This is a genomic window from Rhodococcus sp. NPDC077669, from assembly GCF_040686915.1.
GTDB lineage: Bacteria > Actinomycetota > Actinomycetes > Mycobacteriales > Mycobacteriaceae > Rhodococcoides > Rhodococcoides fascians.
Genome location: NZ_JBFBMD010000001.1, coordinates 332,691 through 355,335 on the forward strand (window position 1 = coordinate 332,691; position 22,645 = coordinate 355,335).

Sequence of the window (22,645 nt, forward strand, 5' to 3'; positions counted from 1 at the left end):
CACAACCGAGAGTCTGTGGATGACGCGGCTCGATACGCCCTACCGATGACCAGGAGCGACGACTACGCCGACGGCACCGGGACCGACGTGTGCACCGAGCACCGCACCGAACGGCAGCACGTCGACGCTGGTCAGGTCCGGGATACGCGCCATCAGCATGGCTGAGACGTCCTCGGCTCGCTCGGCGCACTGCATATGATGCACAGCCACGACAACCCCGGATTGCGTACCGATGTCGGCCGCCGCGGCAGCTGCCGCGTCCACCAGCTTGCTCAGTGCTTTCGAGGAGGTTCGCGTCTTCTCGCGCAACACCAGCGCACCATCGCTGATGTGCAGCACCGGCTTCATCGCCAGGGCCGTACCGAGCAGGGCTGCGGCAGTGCCGATACGGCCGCCGCGGCGCAGGTGATCCAATCGATCGACGACGATGAAACATCTCGACGACGCAGACCTGCGAACAGCATTGTCGTAGACCTCGTCGAGTCCGGCTCCACCCGCTGCGGCATACGCTGCTGCCAGCGCCGGGTAGCCCAATCCCATTCCGGCAGAACCGGAATCGACAACCTTCACCAACGATCCGATCTGCTCGGCGGCCTGCCGCGCAGCCTCCCAGGTGCTCGACAGGCCCCGGGAGATGTGCAGTGCGACGACGCCCGCCCCGCGACTGCGTTCGAGAGCTGCGGCATAGACCTCGGTCAGCTCGCCCGGAGACGCCCCCGCGGTCGTCACCGGCTTTCCGTCGGTCGATTGTTCGGGAATCTCGTCGATACCCTCACGATGGTCGACGCCGTCCACCAACACATGCAGCGGTGCCACCGTGATACCGCACTCGGCGGCTATGGACGCGGGCAGGCAGGACGACGAATCGGTGACGACGGCGACGGTCATGGGTGCCGGATCGCTGCCGCCGCTGCCACCGGTCGCAACACCGTCAGCATTGCGTCGGCCACGGCCACGTGTGCATCCCAACCCCAGTGGATTCCGTCGGGGTTGGCGTTCTCGGACTCGATGTTCGGACGAACTGCCTCCGCGAGATCGACCATCGGAACACCGTTTTCGTCGCTCCAGGCACGCAGCGCTCGTACCGCGGGCTCGCGCCCCGAATGCACCCGCCCGTAGGCGTCGCACCGATGCACCGACGGATAGGTACCGATGACGGGCAATTCCGGCCGCACGTAGGCCAATGCGGCGCGGGTCTGCTCGAGGTAGTCGACACTCAGTCGCGGCGGAAGCGCCACCGGCCAACCCAGATGCGACAGGACCGGCTGCACCGCTTGATAACCCGCGCGAACGACCCGCCGAAGTGCGGGCGGACGGATGTAGCGGATCTGCTCACGCAACGCGGTCGGTAGCGGCGACGGCAACGAGTCCATGCCGCCGATTCCGAGTACGACGGCACCGGCCCGCGGTATCACCGCCCACACTCGCGGATCCTGGGTCAGAGCCCACCACGCATCGCGGCTCGTCCAGCCGATGCGGGCTACCAGCTCGACATCCCAATCCAGCTCTGCAGCAACGATATTGGGCCACAGCCGAGGATCGTCGACCGGCAGCCCGCCCTCGGGTCCGTAATAGCTCAGCGAGTCCGCCAGCACGAGCAGCACGGGGCGCGCGGCGGCCTCCTCAGAGGACGTCACTGGCCACCCGCGCCGAGGCGTTCCAGACGTCGAGCCGCCAGGACGGGTTGTCGCCGGGTCCGTGCGCACCGAGCTGTACCCAGCTGGTGTTGGCGAGGCCGCCGAGCACCGGCCAGCGATCGGTCGGCAGTGCGAGCAACGCTGCGGTCAGGGCAGCGATCAACCCTCCGTGCGCCACGAGCACCAGTGGTCGCTGGTCGCCGTCGGCACCCCACTCGGGGACGCCGCCGAGGAGCTCACGCACCAGCGGCACGCTGCGGTTCGCAACGTCGATGCGACTTTCCCCACCGGGCGGGGCGACGGTTGCGTCGGCACGCCAGGCCGGACGCGCCCCGGGGGCGATGTCGTCCACCTCGGTGTGGGTGAGTCCCTGCCAGTCGCCGAGATGTGTCTCCCGCAGCCGCTCGTCCGTGGACACCGGGACTCCAGCCGCGTCCCCGAGAGCTTCCGCAGTGTCGAGAGCGCGCTTGAGATCGGACGAGACGATGCGGATGGGCGCGCGGACAGCCAATTCGGCCGCAGCCGTCTTCGCCTGACTGCGGCCCAGCTCGGACAGATCGGTATCGAGCTGGCCCTGCATACGGTCGGTGGCGTTGTAGTCAGTCTGACCGTGGCGAAGCAGGATGAGCCGCCGGATCATTGCTCCGGTTCCGGTGTCGGATGCTGACCGAGGCCCGGAACCTCGATCGTCGGGCAGTCCTTCCACAGTCGCTCGAGCGCATAGAAGTTGCGCTCTTCGTTGTGCTGGACGTGCACCACGATGTCGGAGTAGTCCAGCAGCGCCCAGCGGCCCTCTCTGGTACCTTCGCGACGCACCGGCTTATGTCCGGCCTCACGAAGCTGGTCCTCGATGTTCTCCACGATCGAGTTGACCTGACGCTCGTTGGGCGCGGAGGCGATCACGAAGCAATCGGTGATGTAGAGCTGGTCGGAGACGTCGAGGATCACCACGTCGCTGGCCAGTTTGTCGTCGGCTGCGAGCGCGGCGATACGCGCCATCTCGGCGGCTTCGGCTGTTGCAGTCACTTCGGTGTACTCCCACTCGTATGGCTCGGGTTCGCGGTCACTGCGCTGGTGACCGACCCGGCCGGTTGCTTCTTCTGTGGCGCCGGTTCCGACATGGTGACGGATCCGTCGAGGCGCTGCGCGCCCCGTGGTCGATAGAGGTTCCTCTTCGAGATGTATTGCACGACGCCGTCCGGGACGAGGTACCAGACCGGCCGATTTTCACCGGCACGACGTCGGCAGTCCGTCGACGATATCGCGAGTGCCGGGATTTCCATCAATGTGAGAGTGTCGGCGGGCAACGATCGTAGATGGTTGGCCAGATGATCGACGCCGAGCTCGAACCCCGGCCGCGTCACTCCGACGAACTTCGCGAGCTCGAAGAGCTCCTCCCAGTTCTGCCACGTCAAAATGGACTCGAGCGCATCGGCACCGGTGATGAAGTACAACTCGGCATCGGGGTGCTGCGCTCGAAGATCCCTCAGGGTGTCGACGGTGTAGGTCGACTTTTCTCGGTCGACGTCGACCCGGCTCACCGAGAACCGAGGATTCGACGCGGTGGCGATGACCGTCATCAAGTAGCGGTCCTCGGCCGGGCTGACCGACCGGCCCTCCTTCTGCCACGGGGTCCCGGTGGGAACGAAGATGACCTCGTCCAGACCGAACGTGGCCGCCACCTCGCTCGCAGCCACGAGGTGACCGTGGTGAATGGGGTCGAAAGTGCCGCCCATGACCCCCAACCGGAGAGTCGGCGTGGTGTTCGTGTCCTCACCGGGGCCGGATTCGTGCTGCACAACCGACGATTCTACGTCCGTGGCAGCGACGCCGGTTACACGCCTCATACCGGCAACAGTCGTGAGACCACCGTCGCGAGCTGTTGGGCCGACCGACACTCGTGCATCGCAATCACGTCCGCATACACCTTGGCCGCCGAATCACCGGATCCCCACTGAGATTTGGGCTCGGGGTTGAGCCAGTAGGCGTGCTTGGCCACCGAGACGATTCGGGCCAACGCCGGCAGCTTCGGTTCGCGATAGTTCGTCCGGGCATCGCCCAGAACGAGAACCGAACTGCGGCTGGTGATGACCTGCGCGTACTTCTCGTCGAACGTCGTCAGGGCATGCCCGTAATCCGAATGACCGTCGTAGGTCACGAGGTCCGCTTCCCGCACGATCCGGCTCATGGCTGCCCCGAGGTCTGCCCCGGAATCGAAGAACCGCGTCACCTCGTCGGTGGAGTCGACGAACGCAAAGATTCGCACCCGGGAGAACTGTTCACGAAGAGCGTGCACCAGCAGCAGGGTGAAGTTGCTGAATCCGGCCACCGACCCCGAGACATCGCACAGCACAACCAGTTCCGGCCGGGCACGACGCGGCTTACGCTCCACCAGATCGATGGGAATACCGCCGGTCGACATGGATTTGCGCAGCGTGCGTCGCAGATCGATGGAGCCGTGCCTGCTTCGACTGCGGCGCACCGCAAGTCGCGAGGCCAGCAACCGCGCCAGCGGTGCGACATTACGCCGCAATGCAACCATCTCCGCGTCCGAAGCACGCAGGAAATCGACTTCCTCCGCCAGTTTCGGCACGCCGTAGCTCGCTACCCGGTCGCGGCCCAGTTTCTCGGCCGACCGTCGCCTCGTCTCGCTCTCGACCATCTTGCGTAGGTCGGCAATGCGTTGCGCTGCAGTACGTTTGGCCACCTCCGACTCGTAGTCGTCGGTGGGCCGATCCGGCGCGTCGTCACTCCGGCCCAGCAGGCCGTCGAGGATCTTGCGAAGCAGCGTGTCGGGAGCAACATCACGCAACGCCTGATAGGCCGAGAACGACGGCCCGTTCGAAGACTTGTACTGACCGAGCTCTTCGACCATCTGGGCCGCCAGCATCTGGGTCAGTTCGGCCGCCTCCGCCGAGTCGTCCGAGAGCAGTTCGACGATCAGTTCACGCAACGCATCGATATCGACCTCGCCTGTCTCGGTGCGAGGCAGCGCGGTGTCGATCTGCCCCGAATCCCTGGTACCCGATGCCACCGGAAACCACAGGTCGAACAACGCGTCGAACACCCCGCGGTGCGTCGGACGTCGCAGCAGCGCGCAGGCCAGCCCCTCGCGGACCGCTTCTCGGTCCAACAGATCCAACACCGCCAGCACGCGTCCGGCATCGACGGTCTCCGACGGCCCCACCGAGATCCCACGCTTACGCAACGCCTCGACGAAACCGACGAGATGCCCGGGAATTCCGTGTGGGGCGAGCATGTCAGTTCAGCCGCAGTTCGGCGGCGGCGCGCACCTGATCCGACTGATGCTTGAGCACGACTCCGAGCGTCGACCGGACCGCGTCGTCGTCGAGGGTGTCCATGCCGAGGGCCAGGAGTGTGCGACCCCAGTCGATCGTCTCGGCCACCGACGGCAACTTCTTGAGCTGCATCCCTCGGAGCACGCGGACGGTCTTGATCATCTGCTCCGCGATCGCCTCGGGCAGTTCGGGAACGCGGCTGGCCAGGATTCGACGCTCGAGGTCCGCGTCGGGGAAGTCGAGGTGCAGGAACAGGCAGCGGCGCTTGAGAGCTTCCGACAGTTCGCGCGTGGCATTGGACGTCAACACGACGAACGGGGTGCGCTCCGCCGTGATCGTGCCCAGCTCGGGAATGGTGATCGCGAAGTCGCTGAGCACCTCGAGCAGCAGGCCCTCGATCTCGACATCTGCTTTGTCGGTCTCGTCGATCAGGAGCACGGTCGGCTCGGTTCGGCGAATGGCCTGCAGCAACGGCCGAGCCAGCAGAAACTCCTCGGAGAACACGTCGAGCTTCGTCGAGTCCCAGTCGGCACTCGAGCCGGATTGGATACGCAGGATCTGTTTGGCGTGGTTCCACTCGTACAGAGCCCTCGCCTCGTCGACGCCCTCGTAGCACTGCAGTCGCACCAGTTCGGCTCCGGTCGACTGCGCGACCGCGCGCGCCAATTCGGTCTTGCCGACTCCGGCGGGACCCTCGATCAACAGCGGCTTGCCGAGGCGATCGGCGAGAAAGACCGATGTGGCCGTGGCCTTGTCGGCCAGATACCCCGTCTCGGCCAGACGGGCCTGAACATCGTTCACGCTCGCGAACAACGGTGGTGTCGTCGGTAGGGCACGGTCCACGTCACAACTCCTGGAAGATCGGGTCTGGCGGGTCGAGTGGCTGCAGGCCGGTCAGACGGGTCTGACGTGCCCGTCGCCCCACACCGTCCATTTGGTCGAGGTCAGCTCGGGCAGGCCCATGGGGCCGCGGGCGTGCAGCTTCTGGGTGGAGATGCCGATCTCGGCACCGAAGCCGAACTGCTCGCCGTCGGTGAACGCGGTGGAGGCGTTGACCATCACGGCAGCCGCGTCGACTCGTCGGGTGAATTCGCGCGCAGCACCGATGTCCGACGCGACGATCGCCTCGGTATGGCCGGTGCCGTATCGGTCGATGTGGCCGATTGCCTCGTCGATGCCGTCGACCACCTTCAGCGCGATGTCGAGCGAGAGGTATTCCTGCGACCAATCGTCGTCGCCTGCAGGAACCAACCCCGGCAGATCACCGTGCACCGTGACACTGTGCATCTGGAACGCCTGCAACAACCTCGGCACCATGGTCTCGGCGATCGCGGCATCGACCAGCACCGTTTCGGCGGCGTTGCACACGCTCACCCGGCGGGTCTTGGCGTTGAGCACGATCTTCTCGGCCGTCTCCGCGTCGGCGGAGGAATGCAGATAGACGTGGCAGTTACCCACCCCGGTCTCGATGGTGGGAACCGTGGCATCACGCACGACCGCGGCGATCAGACCCGCTCCCCCACGCGGGATCACGACATCCACCAGCCCGCGGGCCTGAATGAGGTGGGTGACCGTCGACCGATCAGCACTACCGAGCAGTTGTACGGCCGATTCCGGCAGCCCGTGGCTCGTGAGCGCACCCTGCAGCGCCTCGACCAGGGCTGCGTTCGACTGCGCCGCGGACGAGGACCCCCGCAGCAGCACTGCGTTCCCGGATTTGAACGCCAGACCGAACGCGTCGACGGTCACGTTGGGACGCGCCTCGTAGACCATGCCCACGACGCCCAGCGGAACCCGCATCTGCCTGATCTCGAGCCCGTTGGGGAGCGTCGATCCGCGGATGACCTCGCCGATCGGATCGGGTAGGCCCGCCACCTGCCGCAGCCCGGCGGCAATACCGTCGATGCGCGGTGCCGTCAGCCGCAGCCGATCGAGCAGACCCTCGTCCGTTCCCGCAGCGCGGGCGATCTCGATGTCGGCGGCGTTGGCTGCGAGCACCGGCTCCGCTGCGGCCAGCACGGCGTCGGCCGCGGCATGCAGCAGCGAATCCTTCTCCGCAGTGGTCAGCAACGCCAGTGCACGTGAAGCGACGCGGGCTCGGCGAGCAGCCGAGTGCACGTTCTCGCGCTCGTCGGCAGAGGACGGCACCGAAGCGGCCGAGACGGAAGCAGTCATGCACTACACACTAATAGGGCCGGGGAATGAAGCTGCATCTCCACGTCGTTGCAGCACAGCGTGGACATCGCCGACGTCACCGACGTCGAGACCGACAGACCGGAGGAACCACCTGTGAGTGCCCTGTTCGAGCCCCTGACATTGCGCGAGCTCACCTTTCCCAACCGGGTATGGATGGCACCGATGTGCCAGTACTCGGCCGACGAGACGGGCGAGAACGTCGGCGTCGCGGGCGACTGGCATCGCACCCACCTGGTGAGCCGCGCGATCGGCGGAGCCGGCCTGATCATCACCGAGGCCACAGCGGTCAGCCCCGAGGGCCGAATCAGCCCGTCGGACCTGGGCATCTGGAACGACACACAGGCCGACGCACTGGCCGAGATCGTCACCGAGATCTCGTCCTTCGGTACCGTGCCGGGCATCCAGCTGGCGCATGCGGGCCGGAAGGGCTCGACGGCGGCTCCCTGGCTCGGTGGCACATCACTGCCCGCCGAGGATCCCCGGAGCTGGGAAACCGTGGGCCCGAGCGCCGTACCGTTCGGTCGTTACGCGACACCACGGGAAGCGACAGCCGACGACATCGCAAAGATCGTCGACGATTTTCGTAACGCTGCGCAGCGCGCACTGAAGGCCGGGTTCCAGGTAGCCGAGATACACGGCGCGCACGGATACCTCCTGCACCAATTCCTCTCGCCTGCCAGCAACACGCGCACCGACGCCTACGGCGGCGACTTCGCGGGACGGACTCGCCTGCTGATCGAGGTGGTCGACGCGGTCCGTGAGGTGTGGCCGGCCGAGCTTCCGGTGTTCGTCCGTCTGTCGGCAACGGACTGGCTCGACGAACCCGAGAAGTCCGATGCTGCAGCCGACTTGGAAGCTCCGAGTTGGACCTCTGATCAGACTGTCGCGCTGGCGCAGATACTCACCGAGCACGGCGTGGATCTCGTCGATACGTCCACCGGCGGGAACGTACGCGCCGAGATTCCGGTCGAACCCGGCTACCAGGTGCCGTTCGCACGGCGTATCCAGAACGAGACCACGATGCCGGCCGCAGCGGTGGGGATGATCACCGAACCGAAACAGGCCGAGGACATCGTTTCGCTCGGCGAGGCGACTGCGGTGCTCCTCGCCCGTGAGCTGCTGCGCGATCCGTACTGGCCACGGCGCGCGGCCCGCGAACTCGGAGTGGAGATGGCACCGGCAGTGGCACCGCAGTACGAGCGGGCCTACTGACAGTCACATCACGAGACCGGTCACACCACGAAACCGAGCTTCTTGTCGACGACGTTGCGCAGCTGTTCGCCGCGGAAGTATCGCTGCACGTTGTCGACGAAGACGTCGGCGAGACGACTCTTCCACCCCGACGCGTCCCCGCTCATGTGCGGAGTGACGACCACGTTCTCGGCCGCCCACAGCGGGTGGTCGGCCGGGAGCGGCTCGGTCTCGAAGACGTCGAGCGCAGCCCCGGCGAGGTGTCCCGAATTGAGATGTGTGAGCAGGGCATCGGTGTCGAGTAGCTCGCCGCGACCGACGTTGATCACCCTGGATCCGGGCTTCATCGCGGCCAACACGGAATCGTCGACCAGGCCCCTCGTCTGTTCGGTCAGCGGGGCAACCAGAACCAGGTAGTCGGCCCGCCCTACTTCGTCCACCAGATCATCACTGGCGTACACGGTGCCGAAGTCTCCGTCGCCGCCTCGCGCTGTTCGACCCACACCGGAGACCGACATTCCCACAGCACTCAGCAGAGTCGCGATGGCACGCCCGATTGCTCCGGTGCCCACGATCATCACGTGTGCACCGTCGATGCGTTCGGTCTCGCGGTGCTGCCAGGTCTTCGAATGCTGCAGTGTGCGCGAACGTTCGGAGTCCTTGGCGAACGCGAGGATCTGGGCCAGCACGAACTCCGCGATAGGTCGGTCGAACACTCCACGCGAATTGGTCACGACCACATCGGATTCCACCAGCTCGTCGAACATCAACGAGTCCACGCCGGCAGCGGCGATATGGATCCACTTCAGCGATCCGCAGCGCGGCCACGCGGATTCGACTGCAGGCGAGAAGAAGTCCCACAGCAGCAACGCGTCTGCGCCGTCGACTGCATCCGCCAGGGTGTCGGCCGTGGCGTATCTGACGTCGGCGATCTTCTCGACGGGCTCGAGACCCTCGGGAAGATCGCCGGCGTGCAGAACGACGAGAACCGGTGCCACTTCTACTTCTTGTAGCCGACGAGCTCGACGCCGGACGCAGCGACCTCGTCGTCGTTGTCACCGGGGCACTGGGTGCCGCGCAACGACCGGCCGGCGGTTTCGGGCATCAAAAGGATCGGAACGAACGCGATGGCAGCTGCGATCATCATGTACCAACCCGGGATCAGGTTGGAACCCGTTCGGTCGATCAGGAACGTCAGAATCAGCGGTGCGGTGCCACCGAAGAGCGCCGTGGAGACGTTGTATCCGATGGCGAACGCTCCGTAGCGCACCTGGGTGGGAAACAGTGCGGGCAGCGTCGACGACACGCAGGAGCACATGATGACCAGCAACACGCCGAGACCGAGCAGGCCGATGCTCTGGCCGATCAGGCCGGTGTTGATGATCAACAGAAACAGCGGGACGCTGAAGACGAAGTACCCCACACAGGCGACCAGCAGCAACGGCTTTCGGCCCACCCGGTCGGACAGAGCGCCGATGGGGTTGATGATCAACATCATGATGATCATGATGGCCACGAGAGTGAAGTTGGACTGAGTCGTGCTGTGCCCCAACGTGTCGCTGAGGTACGAGGGCAAGAACGTGAGCACCGTGTAGTACGCGATGTTGAGCAGCAGCACGAATCCCATCAGAATCAGGATTCGCTGCCAGTACGTCAGGGTGGCCTTGAGGGAGGTGACTGCTCCACCTGCACCTTCTTCGACCGTGCCGCCGTCTTCCTTGGCCTCGGCGAACACCGGAGAGTCCTCGAGCCGGGTCCGCAGCCACAACGCGACGATGCCCAGCGGGAGCGTCACCAGGAACGGGATTCGCCAGCCCCAGGCCTCCATGGTCTCGTCTCCGAGCCCGACGTTGAGCAGGGTGCACAGGGTGGCCCCGCCCACCGTGCCTGCGAGGGTGCCGAATTCGAGGAACGACCCGAAGAATCCGCGGCGCTTGTCGGGCGCGTACTCGGCCATGAACACTGCTGCGCCGCCGTACTCACCGCCGGTGGAGAAGCCCTGCACCAGTCGGCAGACGAGCAACAGCAACGGTGCTGCGATACCGATGGTGTCGAACGTCGGCAGCACACCGATCGCCGCCGTGGCCAACGTCATCATCGAGACGGTCAGGACGAGGACCTTCTGACGACCGATGCGGTCGCCGAGCGGGCCGAGCACGATGCCGCCGATGGGGCGAATGATGAACGACGCGGCCAGCACGGCGAACGTGGAGAGCAGGCTCGCTCCCCCATCGTCCGACGGAAAGAAGTTGGCGGCGATGTAGACGGCCAGGTAGCCGTACACCGCGTAGTCGAACCACTCCACGGCGTTGCCCAGTGCGGACCCGCCGATCGCGCGATGCAGAATTTTCGTTTCGTTCGCGCTGAGTGTGTCGGTACTCGGCGGATATCCGGTCGGCGAAGCTGCCGACCCTGAAGTTTCGGTCACGGTCCAATACCTCTCGCTTTATGACAACGTGGAGCGTCGGTTTGGTACTTCGCAGCGTCCGACTTTACGTCGACGCCGGGCGCACGTCTCGAACAACCCCCTCTTGGAAAACTAAAGACCAGGTGGCGCAGCGATTCTGGTGGCGATCAACGCGTACGCCTTTGCGCTGTCGGTCAATTGCTGCACGGCGACGGACTCGTCCGGCCGGTGCGCCTGGTTTTCGATCTCCCCGGGACCGAGCACGACGGTGCGGATACCCATCTGCTGTGCCACGAAACCACCATCGCACGAAGCAGTCCAGATGTCAGTGAAACCGGCAGATCCGATGTCGCGAACCGATTGCATTGCAGTGGTGACCAATCCATCGTCCGCAGCGGTCAGAAAGCCCGGCATTTCCATCGACACCTCGAGATGTACCTCGATTCCCGAACCGGTGATACCTGCCGCGTCGATGCGCGAACGCAGGTCGTCCACCACCTCCGCAGCGCTCTCGCCGGGTAGCAGCCGACGGTCGACCGTGAGTACGCACCGGTCGGCAACCATCGACGTACCGGTGCCTCCCGTCACGGTGCCCACGTTCCAGGTAGCGGGACCGAGTTCGGCGTGTGGATCCTCGTCCAATTCGATCTGCCAGTCCTCGATGACGGCGACGATGCGGGCGGCAGCGGATATCGCATTGGCACCGTTACGCGGCCGACCTGCATGAGCCGAACGCCCGCGCACGTCGATCTCGATATTCGCGGCTCCTCGGCAACCGACGATGGTCACCAGGTCCGTCGGCTCGGCCACCACGCAACACTGGAAACGACGGGGCCCCGGGTCGGCGACGAATGCTCGAATACCCAAGCCCGTGTCTTCCTCGTCCACCAGACACGCCAACGTCATCGGGAAGCGATCTGCAAGACCGGCACGGTTCACCGCATCCATAGCGGCCACCACTGCGGCCACTCCCCCCTTCATGTCGCATGCTCCCCGTCCGACCATGCGCCCCTCTCGCACGACCGCGGTGAACGGATCCGTCGTCCAGCCCGTGCCCGCCGGAACGACGTCGGAGTGGCCGACGAACAGGACCCCGGGGGTGTCATCGGGTCCGATCGAGGCGATCACGTTCGGTCTGCCGGGAGCGACCTCGATCGTGCGAACGTCGAATCCCAGTGCGCGACATCGCTCCGCGAGTATTTTCGCGCATTTTTCTTCGGTGTCGCCCGGATTTTCACCGCCCGCCTCGATCAACGCGGCTGTGAGAGAAACGATCTCGTTCTCATCGACGGCGTCGAGCAGAGACTGCTGGGCACTCGGAACGGTCATCGCGTGGGGTCGGAGGCGAGCAGATGCTTCGATTTTTCCACCGCGACGGCCAACCGCCTGATGCCTTCCTCGATGCGCTCGGGTGTCGACGAGGCGAAGCACAGCCGTAGCGAATCGTGAAACTTGCCGCCCACCGACAACGCCGGTCCTGGAATGTAGGCAACACCCTCGGCCAGTGCGGTTTCGAACAGATCCTGCGTCGAGAAATCGTGGTCGTTTCCACGCAATGTCGCCCACAGGAAGAAGCCCCCGTCGGGATCCGTGGTGGACATCGCGTCACCGAAGTGTGTCGCAATGCTGTTCTGCATCGCCATCTTTCGCGGTAGGTACACCGCAGCCAGCGACCGCAGGTGCTCCTCGAGCAGCCCGCGCCGGATGTACTCGGCCACCATCCTCTGGGCCGGAAGATTCGTACAGGTGTCCATCGCCTGCTTGGCGTTGACGATCAACCGACGCGCTTCGGGGGCCGCGTCCACCCACCCCACGCGCAGACCGGGAGCGATCATCTTCGAGAAGGTCCGCACCGAGAAGATCAGCGGATCGTTCGGACTCAGCGCCCCGAAACTCGGAATCGGGTCCCCCGAGAAACGCAGCAGGCCATAAGGATCGTCGTCGAGAATCACCGAACCCCATCGGTGTGCCAACTCGATCAACAACAGTCGACGCTCGAGCGAGAGCGTGACCCCGGACGGATTCTGAAAGTTGGGAATCACGTAGATCATCTTCGGTAGACGCCCGGCTCGCTCGACGAGTTCGGGTAACGCCTCGACGATCAGACCGTCACTGTCCATCGGTGCCTCGAGAATGTCGCCGCCGTAGCTCAACACGGTGGCAGTTCCGTTGGTGTACGTGGGACTTTCGACGATGACCAGATCACCGGGATCGACGAACAGCTTGCAGGCGATGTCGAGACCCTGCATGCCGCCCGAGGTGATGACGACCCGATCCTCGGACGTGGGTTCGCCGACGGACTCGAGATACGCCAACAACGCGTCGAGCAGACCCGGATCACCCTCGGTGGCACCGTAATCGAAGGCGTCCGCTGTGAGGACACTGCCGGCGATCTCGGTGAACGCGGCAGCCGGAACCGTCTCGGCTGCAGGAGATCCCATCGCGAACCTGACGATGTCGTGTTTCTGGGCAGCGAGAAGCGATGTCGACGAGTCGATCACCGATCCCACCAGTTGGTCGGTGCGCAGGGCCCAGGGAATGGCAGGAGTGGAGCCCGCGGAACGACCCTTCTGGGCGGGAGTGGAGCCCGCGGAACGACTCGGGGTGGCAGGAGTGGAGCCTGCGGAACGACCCTTCTGGGCAGGAGTGGAGCCTGCGGTGGAGGTGGTCATGTCTCACTCCTTCGTCAGTAGTTCTCGGGGGTATGCGGTGAATGTTTCGACGCCGGTGTCGGTGACTCGGACTGCTTCGGACACCTCGTATCCGTAGTCGTCCATCCACATTCCGCCGATGATGTGAAAGGTCATGTTCTCGGCCAGGACGGTCTCGTCGTCGGTGCGTAGGCTCACCGTGCGCTCGCCCCAGTCGGGGGCGTACGCGACGCCGATCGAGTAGCCGATGCGCGAGGGTTTGTGGAGGCCATGCTTGGCCAGGCTGGTGTTCCATACCTGAGCCAGCTCGGTTGCGGTGACCCCGGGGCGGACCGTTGCCAGTACCTCGTTCAGCGCTTCACCGGTGGATTCCGCGAGGTATTTCAGACGCGGACTCGGCTTGCCGAGCACGATCGTGCGGGCCATCGGAACGTGGTACCGCCGGAACACGCCGGCCAGTTCGACGACGGTGGTCTCGCCGCGTACGAACCGTTGATCCGACCACGTCAGGTGCGGAGTGTCCGCTCCTGCCCCGGTCGGCAGCATCGGCACGATGGCTGGGTGATCGCCGCCGAAGTCGGCAGTGCCGCGTACCTGTGCGTTCATGATGGCGGCAGCGGCATCGCACTGCCGTTCCCCTACCGAAATTGCTTGGTGCGCAGCAGACATCGCGGCCTCGCACACCGTCGCCGCACCGCGCATCAACGCGATCTCGGCCGGCGACTTGACCACGCGGATCCAATTGACCAACTCGTACGAGTCGGTGAATCGGTACTCGGGTAGCGATTTGACCAGCGCTTCGAAGGCTTTGGGGCTGAAGTAGTACGAGTCCATCTCCAGTCCCACTTGACCGTGCTCGAAGTTGTTGACCAACCCCAACTCTCGTAGCTTGGCGGCTACCCAGACGAACGGGTGGGTGTCTCTGCGCTGAACGAACGTCTCCGGGTATCCGAAGGTGTGGTCCTGCGGCAACCACGACGTACGGAACGCACCGTTGGCATCCATCTCGCGAGCGAAGAAGTACAGCTCGCCGTCCAGCGGCACGTACAGCATCTGCGGGGTATAGAACGAGAGTGCGTTGTAGCCCAGCAGATAGTAGAGATTCGCGGGGTCGGTGACGATCAGCGCAGTCAGGTTCTGCGACGCCATGCGCTGACGGACGGCTGCGAGCCGGTCGGCGTATTCCTCGTCGGTGAACGTGATGGGCGTGCTGTTCGGTACGTCCGGGTAGCGAGCCAGGCCGGGAGCAGCCCGTCCTGGAGTCTGCGCGGGTCCGATTGCGGTGACGTAGGCATCGTCGGATGAGGCGTTCACGGGCACCCCCTTCGGGAGGTCTTTTAGTAGATTGTTGACAATCAGGCTATCCGCAGGTGCCGGTGGGGAGCAAGGGCTGCCGTGTTAAAGCTGTGTTGCGCCCGAAGGCTCTACCCGGGTGTGGCGAGTACGGATTGCTCGGCCTGCTCGTCGACCATGGCTCGCGTCAGATCGTGCACGGCGGTGTCCATGTGTTCGTGGACGCCATTCTCGAGCGCATCCCAATCCGATCCCAGCAGCAGATCGACGATCAGCTGATGTTCCTCGACCAGGGCTTCGGGACGGTAGTAAGCAGTTTCGAGATTTGCCATGCAAATGCGTGCCTCGGCCGCCAGCGTGGCGTACATACGAGACATCCGACTGTTTCTCGTGGCCGCTACCAGGGCAGTGTGAAAGGCAAGGTCGCGTTCGGCGAGGCCACGCCAATCCGCCCGATCGATGAAAGGCTGCATCTGCATCACGATGGCCGAGAGTTCGTCTGCGGTCTTGATCAGCTGGGCACGATCTCCATGTACCAGAGTCCATGCCGCACCGACCTCGATCGCTGCACGCGACTGGTAGATCTCGGCGACGTCGCCGCTGCTGAGCTCGACGACGAACACACCGCGGTTGCGGTAGCTGACGAGCAGTCCCTCCTGATTCAGACGCTGCAACGCCTCTCGCACGGGGCCACGTGAAATCTCCAGCTCCGCCGCGACATTCGCCTCGTTGATCTGTTCTCCGGGCGCGTAGGACCCGTCGATGATGCGATCGCGAATCTGATCCGCGATCACCATCGACGTGTTGCGTGCGTCGATCGGTGTCAGGCGTCTCGAACCGGGCATGATCAGAACCTTCCTCAGCTGCGGGGAATCGCGAAGTATTTGTACTCCAGAAACTCGTCTATTCCGACTTTCCCGCCCTCGCGGCCGAGTCCCGATTGTTTGACACCACCGAACGGGGCTGCCGGATTCGACACCAACCCGGTGTTGAGCCCCACCATGCCCACCTCTAGGCGCTCCCCCATTCGCAGAGCCCGATCGATGTCCTGGGTGAACACGTATCCGACCAGTCCCCATTCGGTGTCGTTGGCCAGCGCGACGACCTCGTCCTCGGTGTCGAAGGGAACGATGGCGGCCACCGGTCCGAATATTTCCTGGGACATCAGATCCGATTCGGTATCGACATCGGTCAGGACGGTCGGTGGGTAGAAGTAGCCCGGCCCGTCCGGGGCCGCACCACCGACGACGGCGCGGGCACCGCGCGCGAGAGCATCGTCGACCAGAGCCTGGACCTTGCCCCGGCCTGCGTCGTCGATCAGCGGCCCCACCTCGGTCCCGTGAGAAGCGCCCGCGCCCACCCTCAGCGCGCCCATTCGGTCGGCCAAAGCATCCGAAAAGCGTTGTGCCACACTGCGGTGAACGAAGAACCGGTTCGCTGCGGTACATGCTTCGCCCATGTTGCGCATCTTGGCAACCATGGCTCCGTCGACGGCGCGGTCGAGATCTGCATCGTCCATGACCACGAAGGGTGCATTCCCGCCCAGCTCCATCGACGTCCGCATCACCGTCGCCGCCGCTTGTTCGAGCAGAATCTTGCCCACTGCCGTGGATCCTGTGAAGCTGATCTTGCGGGCAGCGCCGCTGCTCATCCACGACCCCACGACACCCGACGCATCGGTGGTCGGCACGATGTTGACGACGCCCGCAGGCACCCCCGCCTCGTGGAGAATCTGCACCAGCGCAAGTGCCGTCAGCGGCGTCTGCTCGGCGGGCTTGAACACGACGGTGCAGCCTGCCGCAAGGGCAGGCCCGATCTTGCGAGTTCCCATGGCCAGCGGGAAGTTCCACGGCGTGACGAGAATGCAGGGCCCGACCGGCGCGCGGGTGACCACGATGCGGTTCTTCCCGTCTCCGGTCAGGGTGTGATCACCCGAAATGCGTACCGCTTCCTCGGAGAACCAGCGAAAGAACTCGGCTCCGTACGCCACCTCGCCGCGCGCGTCGGCGAGCGGTTTACCCATCTCGGCGGTGATGATCGCAGCGAGCTCCTCCGAGCGGGCCATGATCATCTCGTATGCCGTCCGCAGTATGTCGCTTCGCACTCGCGGTGCGGTGGCCGCCCACTCCGCCGCGGAGTCGACGGCTGCAGCGAGCGCTTTCTCTGCGTCCGCGATACCGCCGTCCGCAACCGTGGCGATGACCTCGCCTGTGGCCGGGTCCACGACATCGAATCGGGCGTCCGATACCGACGGCACCCACTCACCACCGATGAAACAGTCTGTGGGAGAGGTGATGCGCGGACGCGTGAGGCTGGTGGTCGAGCTGGCGGTCATGGCCGCGGTCCTTTCGTCGAACGTGGATCGAGTATCTGTGCCAGGTGTACGGATGCATCGTCGCCCGAGTCACCGGTCAGTTGGCGCACCTGCATGTGACAGCTGAATCCGTCGGTCAGAACAGGAGTGTCGGGTTCGGTGGCCCGCAACGCGGGCGCGAGAGCCTGCTCGGCGACATCCATGCTGAGCTCGTAATGCCGACTCTCGAAACCGAAATTACCTGCTACACCGCAACATCCGGTGGCCTCACGTACCGACTCGATGCCCACGGCGGCGAGGGCTCGGCGCTGCGTTGCATCGCCGAAGACGGCGTACTCGTGGCAGTGAGTCTGCACCGTGACCGCAGCCGGCATGTCGCCCGAGGGCTGCCAGCCCGCGCTTGCCTGATCGATCACCGCTCCCGCGAAGCTCTGGACGCGTGCCGCGACCCTCCTCGCCGCGTCCGTGGGGACCAGTTCGGGCATGTCCTTACGGAACGCGGCCGCACAGCTCGGTTCGGTCACGACGATCGGCCTGTCGGTACCGTCGTCCAGCGCCGCAACGGCTTTCGTCAGCTGCTTGCGAGCGGACTTCAGCTGACCCGTCGAAATCCACGTCAAACCGCAACACACATCCGTTCGGCATTCGGTGGTGCGTCCGGAGTCTTCGAGAACGCGTTGTGCCGCACCCGCGACCTCGGGGCGAAAACCTTGTGTGAACGTGTCGACGACGAGCACCACATCGGCGTCGCGGCCACCGCCGACTCGGACGGCATCGGCCAGTTCCTTCGACGACGCGAACCGAGGCAATGCGCGTTCGGTGGTCAGCCCACCCAGACGTGCCGCCACTGCCGACACCCGGGGTGTCAGCAGACGATTGAGCAGCGGTGCCGTTCGCTTCGTCACCGCGAGCCATCGAGGCAACCACCCGAGCGAGTAGTGCGACAGCGGCCGCAGCCGCCTCGCGTAGTGATGGTCGAGGAACTCCGATTTGTACGTGGCCATGTCGACGCCGACGGGACAGTCCGAGGAGCAGGCCTTGCACGACAGGCAGAGATCGAGCGACTCCGCAACGTCCTTCGATGCCCATCCGTCGGCCACCGTCGGAGAACTGCGCACCATCTCCTGCAGCACCCGCGCCCGGCCCCGCGTCGAATCCTTCTCGTCACCCGTCGCACGGTAGCTCGGGCACATGACGCCACCGGTTGTCGTTCGACATTTCCCCACGCCCACACAGGATTGGGTGGCATGGACGAACGGGTCCAGATCGGGTCGCGACCCTATCTGGTGCAGATCGAAGCTGGTCTTCCACTCCCGGGCCGGGATGCCTTGAAGCATCAGGTTGTCCATCAGGGGTTCGGGGTCGGTGATGGATCCGGGGTTCAGGATTCCCGCGGGGTCCCAGATGCGCTTGAACCGGGAGAAGGCGTCGAGCATGCGAGGGGAATACATGACCGGCAACAGCTCCGAGCGTGCGCGGCCGTCACCGTGCTCGCCCGAAAGACTGCCGCCGTGCTTGACGACGACGCGTGCGGCAGCGCGCAGGAAGTCGTACATCACTCGTCGTCCGGCGTCGGTGCGTTGGTCGAAGGTGATCCGTACGTGCATGCAGCCGGCACCGAAGTGGCCGTACATCACTCCGGTCAGATTGTGTTCGGCCAGTAGCGAATTCAGGTCCGCGAGATACGCCGACAGGTTTTCCGGTGCCACGGCGGCGTCTTCCCAACCGCCCCAGGACTCGACTCCACTCGCCAGGCGCGTCGCCAAACCGGCACCGTCCTCGCGCACCCGCCACAACGCTGCGCGATCGGCCGCATCGGTCACGATACGACCCTCTTTGACGCGCCCGAGCCGACCGAGAGCCTCGAGCAACCGAGATGCCTTGTCCTGCACCTCTGTCGCGTCGGCCCCGTCGAGGTCGACGTACAACCAGGCATTTCCTGCAGGGAGCCCTCGTACCGAGTCCGGTCCGCGGCGATACTCCATCGTGCCGGCGATGTTGTCGTCGATTCCTTCGACGGCGGCGGGTGAGAACTCGAGAATGGTCGTCACGTCCGCCGCGGCGGCCACCACGTCGTCGTATCCGAGACACAGCAGCAGTGCGGCTGGGGGTACGGGCACGACGGCGACGGTCACCGACACGATCACCGCGCAGGCACCTTCGCTTCCGACGAGGGCCCGGGCAACGTCGAAACCGTTCTCCGGCAACAGATGCGAGAGGTGGAATCCCGATACCTGACGCGGGATGCGACCCAACTCGACCCGTAGAAGGGCCAGATTGTCCGACACCAGCGAGCGCAGCTCGTTCGAGATACGTTCGGCTGCAGCGACAGCCGCCGAGTCCTGGGTTCGCAGCGCCTGCACACCACTGCGGGTGACTCGCAGCAGGTATCCGTCGGCGGTCACCACGTCCATGGCCACCGTGTGGTCGGCGGTGCGTCCGTACCGCACGGAGTGGTTACCGCACGCGTCGTTGCCGACGGCTCCGCCCACCGTCGCGCGGGTCTTGCTGGACGGATCGGGCGCAAAGGTGAAGGCACCGTCGGTCCGCGTCACCAGCTGACGTTGCAACTCCGAGATGACGATTCCGGGCTCGACGACGGCAGTCCTGGACTCGGTGTCGACCGAGAGCACCCGGTTCATGTGGCGCGAGAAGTCGAGGACGATCCCACGGCCGATTGCGTTGCCCGCCATGGAGGTACCGCCGCCACGCCCGATGACGACAACGTCGGCGGCGGCACACAGCGACACGACCGTAGCCACTTCGTCGGCGCTGCGCGGAAAGACGACAGCGGCCGGCGGGACTCGGTAGTTCGACGCGTCGTAGGAGTATTCGGCCAACCGTCGGGACGAATCGTCGACGTCGATGCCCAGTCTTCGCACTCGCTGTACGAGTGCGGGCACCTCGGAACGAACTGGGGCTGCTGTCACAGCACGTTCTTCAATGTCCGCGACAACGCGTCGAGTCCGAACGTCATCTCGTCGTCGCTCACGATCAGTGCGGGGATGATACGAACCACGTTGCCGAGCGCACCGCAGGTGAGCAACAGCAGCCCTTCGTCGATGGCACCCTGTTGCACCCGCAGAGCAGCGGCGGCGTCGGGATTGCCCGAGCTGTCGACGAATTCGAGCGCCTGCATCAATCCGAGTCCCCGAGCATCACCGATGGCCGGGTGCTGTTCCTTCAGCGCGAGAAGGCCGTCGAGGAGAACTCGGCCCTGCGCTGCCGCGTTGTCGACCAGCCCTTCCTCGCGCACGACGTCGAGGGTAGCGACTCCCGCCGCAGCAGCGACGGCGTTGCCGCCGTAGGTTCCGCCTTGCGACCCCGGCCATGCCTTGCCCATCAGCTCTGCCGATGCGGCGATCGCCGAAATCGGGAACCCGCTGGCGAGTCCTTTTGCGGTGATGAGGATGTCGGGGGTGATCGACGAGTGCTGATGGCCCCAGAACGTTCCGGTGCGTCCGACTCCGGCCTGCACCTCGTCGACTATCAGGACGATGCCGTGGGTGTCGGCGCGTTCGCGCAAGCCCTCGAGGAATGCAGGGGGTGTGGGGAGGTATCCGCCGTCGCCCAGCACCGGCTCGATGATGAACGCAGCCGTATCGGCGGGGCTGGACATCGTCATCAACAGGTAATCGAGTTCCTTCAGCGCGAAGGCGACTGCGGTGTCCATGTCCCATCCGTACCGAAATGCATACGGAAACGGTGCGATGTGCACCCCACCCATGATCGGCGAGAATCCCGATCGGAACTTGGTTCCCGCCGTGGTGAGCGATGCAGCCGCCACCGTTCGCCCGTGGAAGCCGCCGTGGAATGCAACGATGTTCGGTCGACCGGTTGCCATGCGCGCCAATCGGATCGACGCCTCGACTGCCTCGGATCCCGAGTTCGCGTAGAACACACTGTCCAACCCGGCAGGCAACACTTCTCCGAGCTTGTCCGTCAGCGCGAGCAGAGGCTGATGCATGACGGTCGTGTATTGGGCGTGGATGATCTTGCCCACCTGTTCGCGAGCTGCCTCGACCACGCGGGGATGGCAGTGACCGGTGCTGGTGACGCCGATCCCGGTCGTGAAGTCGAGGTACTTGCGCCCGTCGGTCCCGATGATCCAGCTGCCCTTTCCGTGGTCGACGACGATCGGGGTCGCCTGCTTGAGTGCGGGGCTGAGGTGGGTGCGAGTCGACGCTGTCATGGGTGCCATCGTCACCCACCGATTACGGATTGTCAACAATCTGCAATTACGAATTCGGGGCCGGATCACGCCGTTCGGTCGAGCCCAGGGCGATAGGTTTCGGTCGTGTCCGCATCGAACCCTCGCTCGAACAGCCCACGCATCGTCGTACTGGGCAGCATCAACATGGACCTGATCACTCGGACCCCCGCCCTGCCGGAACCGGGCGAAACCGTGTTGGGGACCTCGTTCGACACCGCTCCCGGCGGCAAAGGTGCCAACCAGGCGATCGCGGCGTCGAAATCGGGAGCTCGCGTGAGCTTCGTCGGGGCGGTCGGGGACGACGAATTCGGGCCGACACTGCGGCACACACTCACCAGCGCAGGCGTCGACGACCGTGCTCTGCGAACCGCAGCAGGAGCGTCCGGTATCGCCGCCATCACCGTCGACGACCGAGCCGAGAACAGCATCGTGGTCGTCGCCGGAGCCAACGGCGGTGTACACGAGCTCACCGACGACGACCTGGCAATCATCGACGAGGCCGATATCCTGCTGTGCCAGTTGGAGATTCCTCTCGAGACCGTGCTCGCGGCGTTCGAGTACGCGCACTCCCACGACATCGTGACGATGCTCAACCCGTCCCCCGTCCGGGATCTGCCCGACGCTCTGGTTGCCGCCACCGACGTCCTGGTGGTCAACGAGGCCGAGGAAGCGCGCATCGGGAGCCGAGCGGACGACATAGAACATGTGGTCACCACGCTGGGCGCACGAGGCGCGAGATACCGCGGCTCGGAATCGTTCGATGTACCGGCGCCGAAGGTCGAGGCGGTCGACACCACCGGAGCGGGCGACGCTTTCGCCGGGGCACTCGCGGCGTCCTGGTCGAGCGGTCCCCGCGCTGCAGTCGAATGGGCCGTCGCCGCAGGTGCTTTCGCTGCGACGGGAGCCGGCGCGAGCGCGTCCTCGGGAACGACGTCCCAGATCCAATCCCTCCGCAGTTCGGACGCGCGATGAGTGCGTACGACCCGACCGAGCTCCGCCTGCTGCGCCGCGCACGCGATCGAATGGATCGCGATTTCGCGCAACCGCTCGACGTCCCGTCACTCGCCAGAACCGCGCTGATGTCCACTGCACATTTCAGTCGCCGGTTTCGGGAGGCCTACGGCGAGACGCCGTACGCGCATCTGATGACACGACGAATCGAGCGCGCCAAAGCACTGCTGCGACGCGGAGACGTCACGGTCACCGAGGCGTGCTTCGCCGTCGGCTGTACCAGCCTCGGGTCGTTCAGCTCGAGATTCACCGAGATCGTGGGCGAGACACCGAGCGCCTACCGCGCCCGCGATCATCGTGGCAGCCACGCCGTACCCAGCTGCACCGCGATGGTTCTCGGACGCCCGATGCGAGGGCCCACATCCCCGACGGCGGCGGTGACCGAGCCGAGCAGAATCGAAGAAGCATCTGCGGCCGGGGCGTCCTAGCCTTC

Annotated in this window: 20 protein-coding genes; 3 read left to right on the forward strand and 17 right to left on the reverse strand. The window is 65.1% G+C overall.

The window, feature by feature from the left end; all coding sequences use genetic code 11:
* Positions 1-39: 39 nt before the first annotated feature.
* From AB0P23_RS01610 to AB0P23_RS01645, 8 genes are read right to left on the reverse strand one after another with little or no spacing between them, the layout of a single operon-like run.
* Positions 40-888 carry a DegV family protein gene (locus AB0P23_RS01610; RefSeq protein ID WP_027497526.1) on the reverse strand — a complete coding sequence of 283 codons (849 nt, stop codon included), beginning with the start codon at positions 886-888 and terminating at the stop codon, positions 40-42.
* Positions 885-1,637, reverse strand: a complete 753-nt coding sequence (gene octT, locus AB0P23_RS01615) for a diglucosylglycerate octanoyltransferase (protein ID WP_032399931.1) — start codon at positions 1,635-1,637, stop codon at positions 885-887. Before octT ends, AB0P23_RS01610 begins: the two co-directional genes overlap by 4 nt.
* The gene (locus tag AB0P23_RS01620) at positions 1,624-2,277 is read right to left on the reverse strand and encodes a histidine phosphatase family protein (RefSeq protein WP_027497528.1); all 654 of its coding nucleotides are present in this window, start codon (positions 2,275-2,277) and stop codon (positions 1,624-1,626) included. The genes octT and AB0P23_RS01620 overlap by 14 nt, the downstream gene beginning before the upstream one ends.
* Complete coding sequence (rsfS, locus tag AB0P23_RS01625) at positions 2,274-2,663, reverse strand: ribosome silencing factor (protein ID WP_287453141.1); 390 nt, start codon at positions 2,661-2,663, stop codon at positions 2,274-2,276. The genes AB0P23_RS01620 and rsfS overlap by 4 nt, the downstream gene beginning before the upstream one ends.
* Entirely contained in the window at positions 2,660-3,484 is an 825-nt protein-coding gene (gene nadD, locus AB0P23_RS01630) for a nicotinate-nucleotide adenylyltransferase (RefSeq protein WP_080729207.1), read from the reverse strand. Before nadD ends, rsfS begins: the two co-directional genes overlap by 4 nt.
* Entirely contained in the window at positions 3,481-4,896 is a 1,416-nt protein-coding gene (locus AB0P23_RS01635) for a VWA domain-containing protein (protein ID WP_032370229.1), read from the reverse strand. Before AB0P23_RS01635 ends, nadD begins: the two co-directional genes overlap by 4 nt.
* 1 nt (position 4,897) lies before the next feature.
* The gene (locus tag AB0P23_RS01640) at positions 4,898-5,779 is read right to left on the reverse strand and encodes a MoxR family ATPase (RefSeq protein ID WP_027497532.1); all 882 of its coding nucleotides are present in this window, start codon (positions 5,777-5,779) and stop codon (positions 4,898-4,900) included.
* A gap of 51 nt (positions 5,780-5,830) precedes the next feature.
* Positions 5,831-7,111 (reverse strand): glutamate-5-semialdehyde dehydrogenase, encoded by a 1,281-nt coding sequence (locus AB0P23_RS01645; protein ID WP_032389262.1) that lies wholly within the window; start codon positions 7,109-7,111, stop codon positions 5,831-5,833.
* A gap of 114 nt (positions 7,112-7,225) precedes the next feature.
* Here AB0P23_RS01645 and AB0P23_RS01650 point away from each other — a divergent pair, with 114 nt between their 5' ends.
* A complete protein-coding gene (locus AB0P23_RS01650; RefSeq protein ID WP_032406844.1) occupies positions 7,226-8,344 on the forward strand; it encodes an NADH:flavin oxidoreductase/NADH oxidase in 1,119 nt (372 codons plus the stop codon).
* Between the two features lie 20 nt (positions 8,345-8,364).
* Here the strand turns inward: AB0P23_RS01650 and AB0P23_RS01655 are convergent, their stop codons facing one another.
* The 9 genes from AB0P23_RS01655 to AB0P23_RS01695 all read right to left on the reverse strand — a co-directional run bounded on the left by AB0P23_RS01655 (position 8,365) and on the right by AB0P23_RS01695 (position 21,180).
* Positions 8,365-9,321, reverse strand: coding sequence for a D-2-hydroxyacid dehydrogenase (locus tag AB0P23_RS01655; RefSeq protein WP_052061415.1), 957 nt, complete (start codon positions 9,319-9,321; stop codon positions 8,365-8,367).
* Between the two features lie 2 nt (positions 9,322-9,323).
* Positions 9,324-10,751, reverse strand: coding sequence for an MFS transporter (locus tag AB0P23_RS01660; protein ID WP_045841267.1), 1,428 nt, complete (start codon positions 10,749-10,751; stop codon positions 9,324-9,326).
* Between the two features lie 111 nt (positions 10,752-10,862).
* The gene (locus tag AB0P23_RS01665) at positions 10,863-12,059 is read right to left on the reverse strand and encodes a M20 family metallopeptidase (protein ID WP_032399930.1); all 1,197 of its coding nucleotides are present in this window, start codon (positions 12,057-12,059) and stop codon (positions 10,863-10,865) included.
* Positions 12,056-13,402: a PLP-dependent aminotransferase family protein gene (locus tag AB0P23_RS01670; protein ID WP_032374436.1), complete on the reverse strand. Its 1,347-nt coding sequence runs from the start codon at positions 13,400-13,402 to the stop codon at positions 12,056-12,058. Before AB0P23_RS01670 ends, AB0P23_RS01665 begins: the two co-directional genes overlap by 4 nt.
* 3 nt (positions 13,403-13,405) lie before the next feature.
* Entirely contained in the window at positions 13,406-14,584 is a 1,179-nt protein-coding gene (locus tag AB0P23_RS01675; RefSeq protein ID WP_032374568.1) for a Xaa-Pro peptidase family protein, read from the reverse strand.
* 221 nt (positions 14,585-14,805) lie between these two features.
* Positions 14,806-15,519: a GntR family transcriptional regulator gene (locus AB0P23_RS01680; RefSeq protein ID WP_230593412.1), complete on the reverse strand. Its 714-nt coding sequence runs from the start codon at positions 15,517-15,519 to the stop codon at positions 14,806-14,808.
* Between the two features lie 14 nt (positions 15,520-15,533).
* A complete protein-coding gene (locus AB0P23_RS01685) occupies positions 15,534-17,009 on the reverse strand; it encodes an NAD-dependent succinate-semialdehyde dehydrogenase (RefSeq protein WP_032368192.1) in 1,476 nt (491 codons plus the stop codon).
* The gene (locus AB0P23_RS01690; protein WP_032374570.1) at positions 17,006-19,891 is read right to left on the reverse strand and encodes an FAD-binding and (Fe-S)-binding domain-containing protein; all 2,886 of its coding nucleotides are present in this window, start codon (positions 19,889-19,891) and stop codon (positions 17,006-17,008) included. Before AB0P23_RS01690 ends, AB0P23_RS01685 begins: the two co-directional genes overlap by 4 nt.
* 23 nt (positions 19,892-19,914) lie before the next feature.
* On the reverse strand, positions 19,915-21,180 hold the full coding sequence (locus AB0P23_RS01695) for an aminotransferase class III-fold pyridoxal phosphate-dependent enzyme (RefSeq protein ID WP_032374571.1): 1,266 nt from the start codon (positions 21,178-21,180) through the stop codon (positions 19,915-19,917).
* A 105-nt stretch (positions 21,181-21,285) separates the two neighbouring features.
* On the opposite strand from AB0P23_RS01695, the gene AB0P23_RS01700 reads away from it, so the two are divergent.
* On the forward strand, positions 21,286-22,173 hold the full coding sequence (locus AB0P23_RS01700) for a ribokinase (protein WP_080736431.1): 888 nt from the start codon (positions 21,286-21,288) through the stop codon (positions 22,171-22,173).
* Positions 22,170-22,640: a helix-turn-helix transcriptional regulator gene (locus tag AB0P23_RS01705; protein WP_032399929.1), complete on the forward strand. Its 471-nt coding sequence runs from the start codon at positions 22,170-22,172 to the stop codon at positions 22,638-22,640. The genes AB0P23_RS01700 and AB0P23_RS01705 overlap by 4 nt, the downstream gene beginning before the upstream one ends.
* Positions 22,641-22,645: the final 5 nt, after the last annotated feature.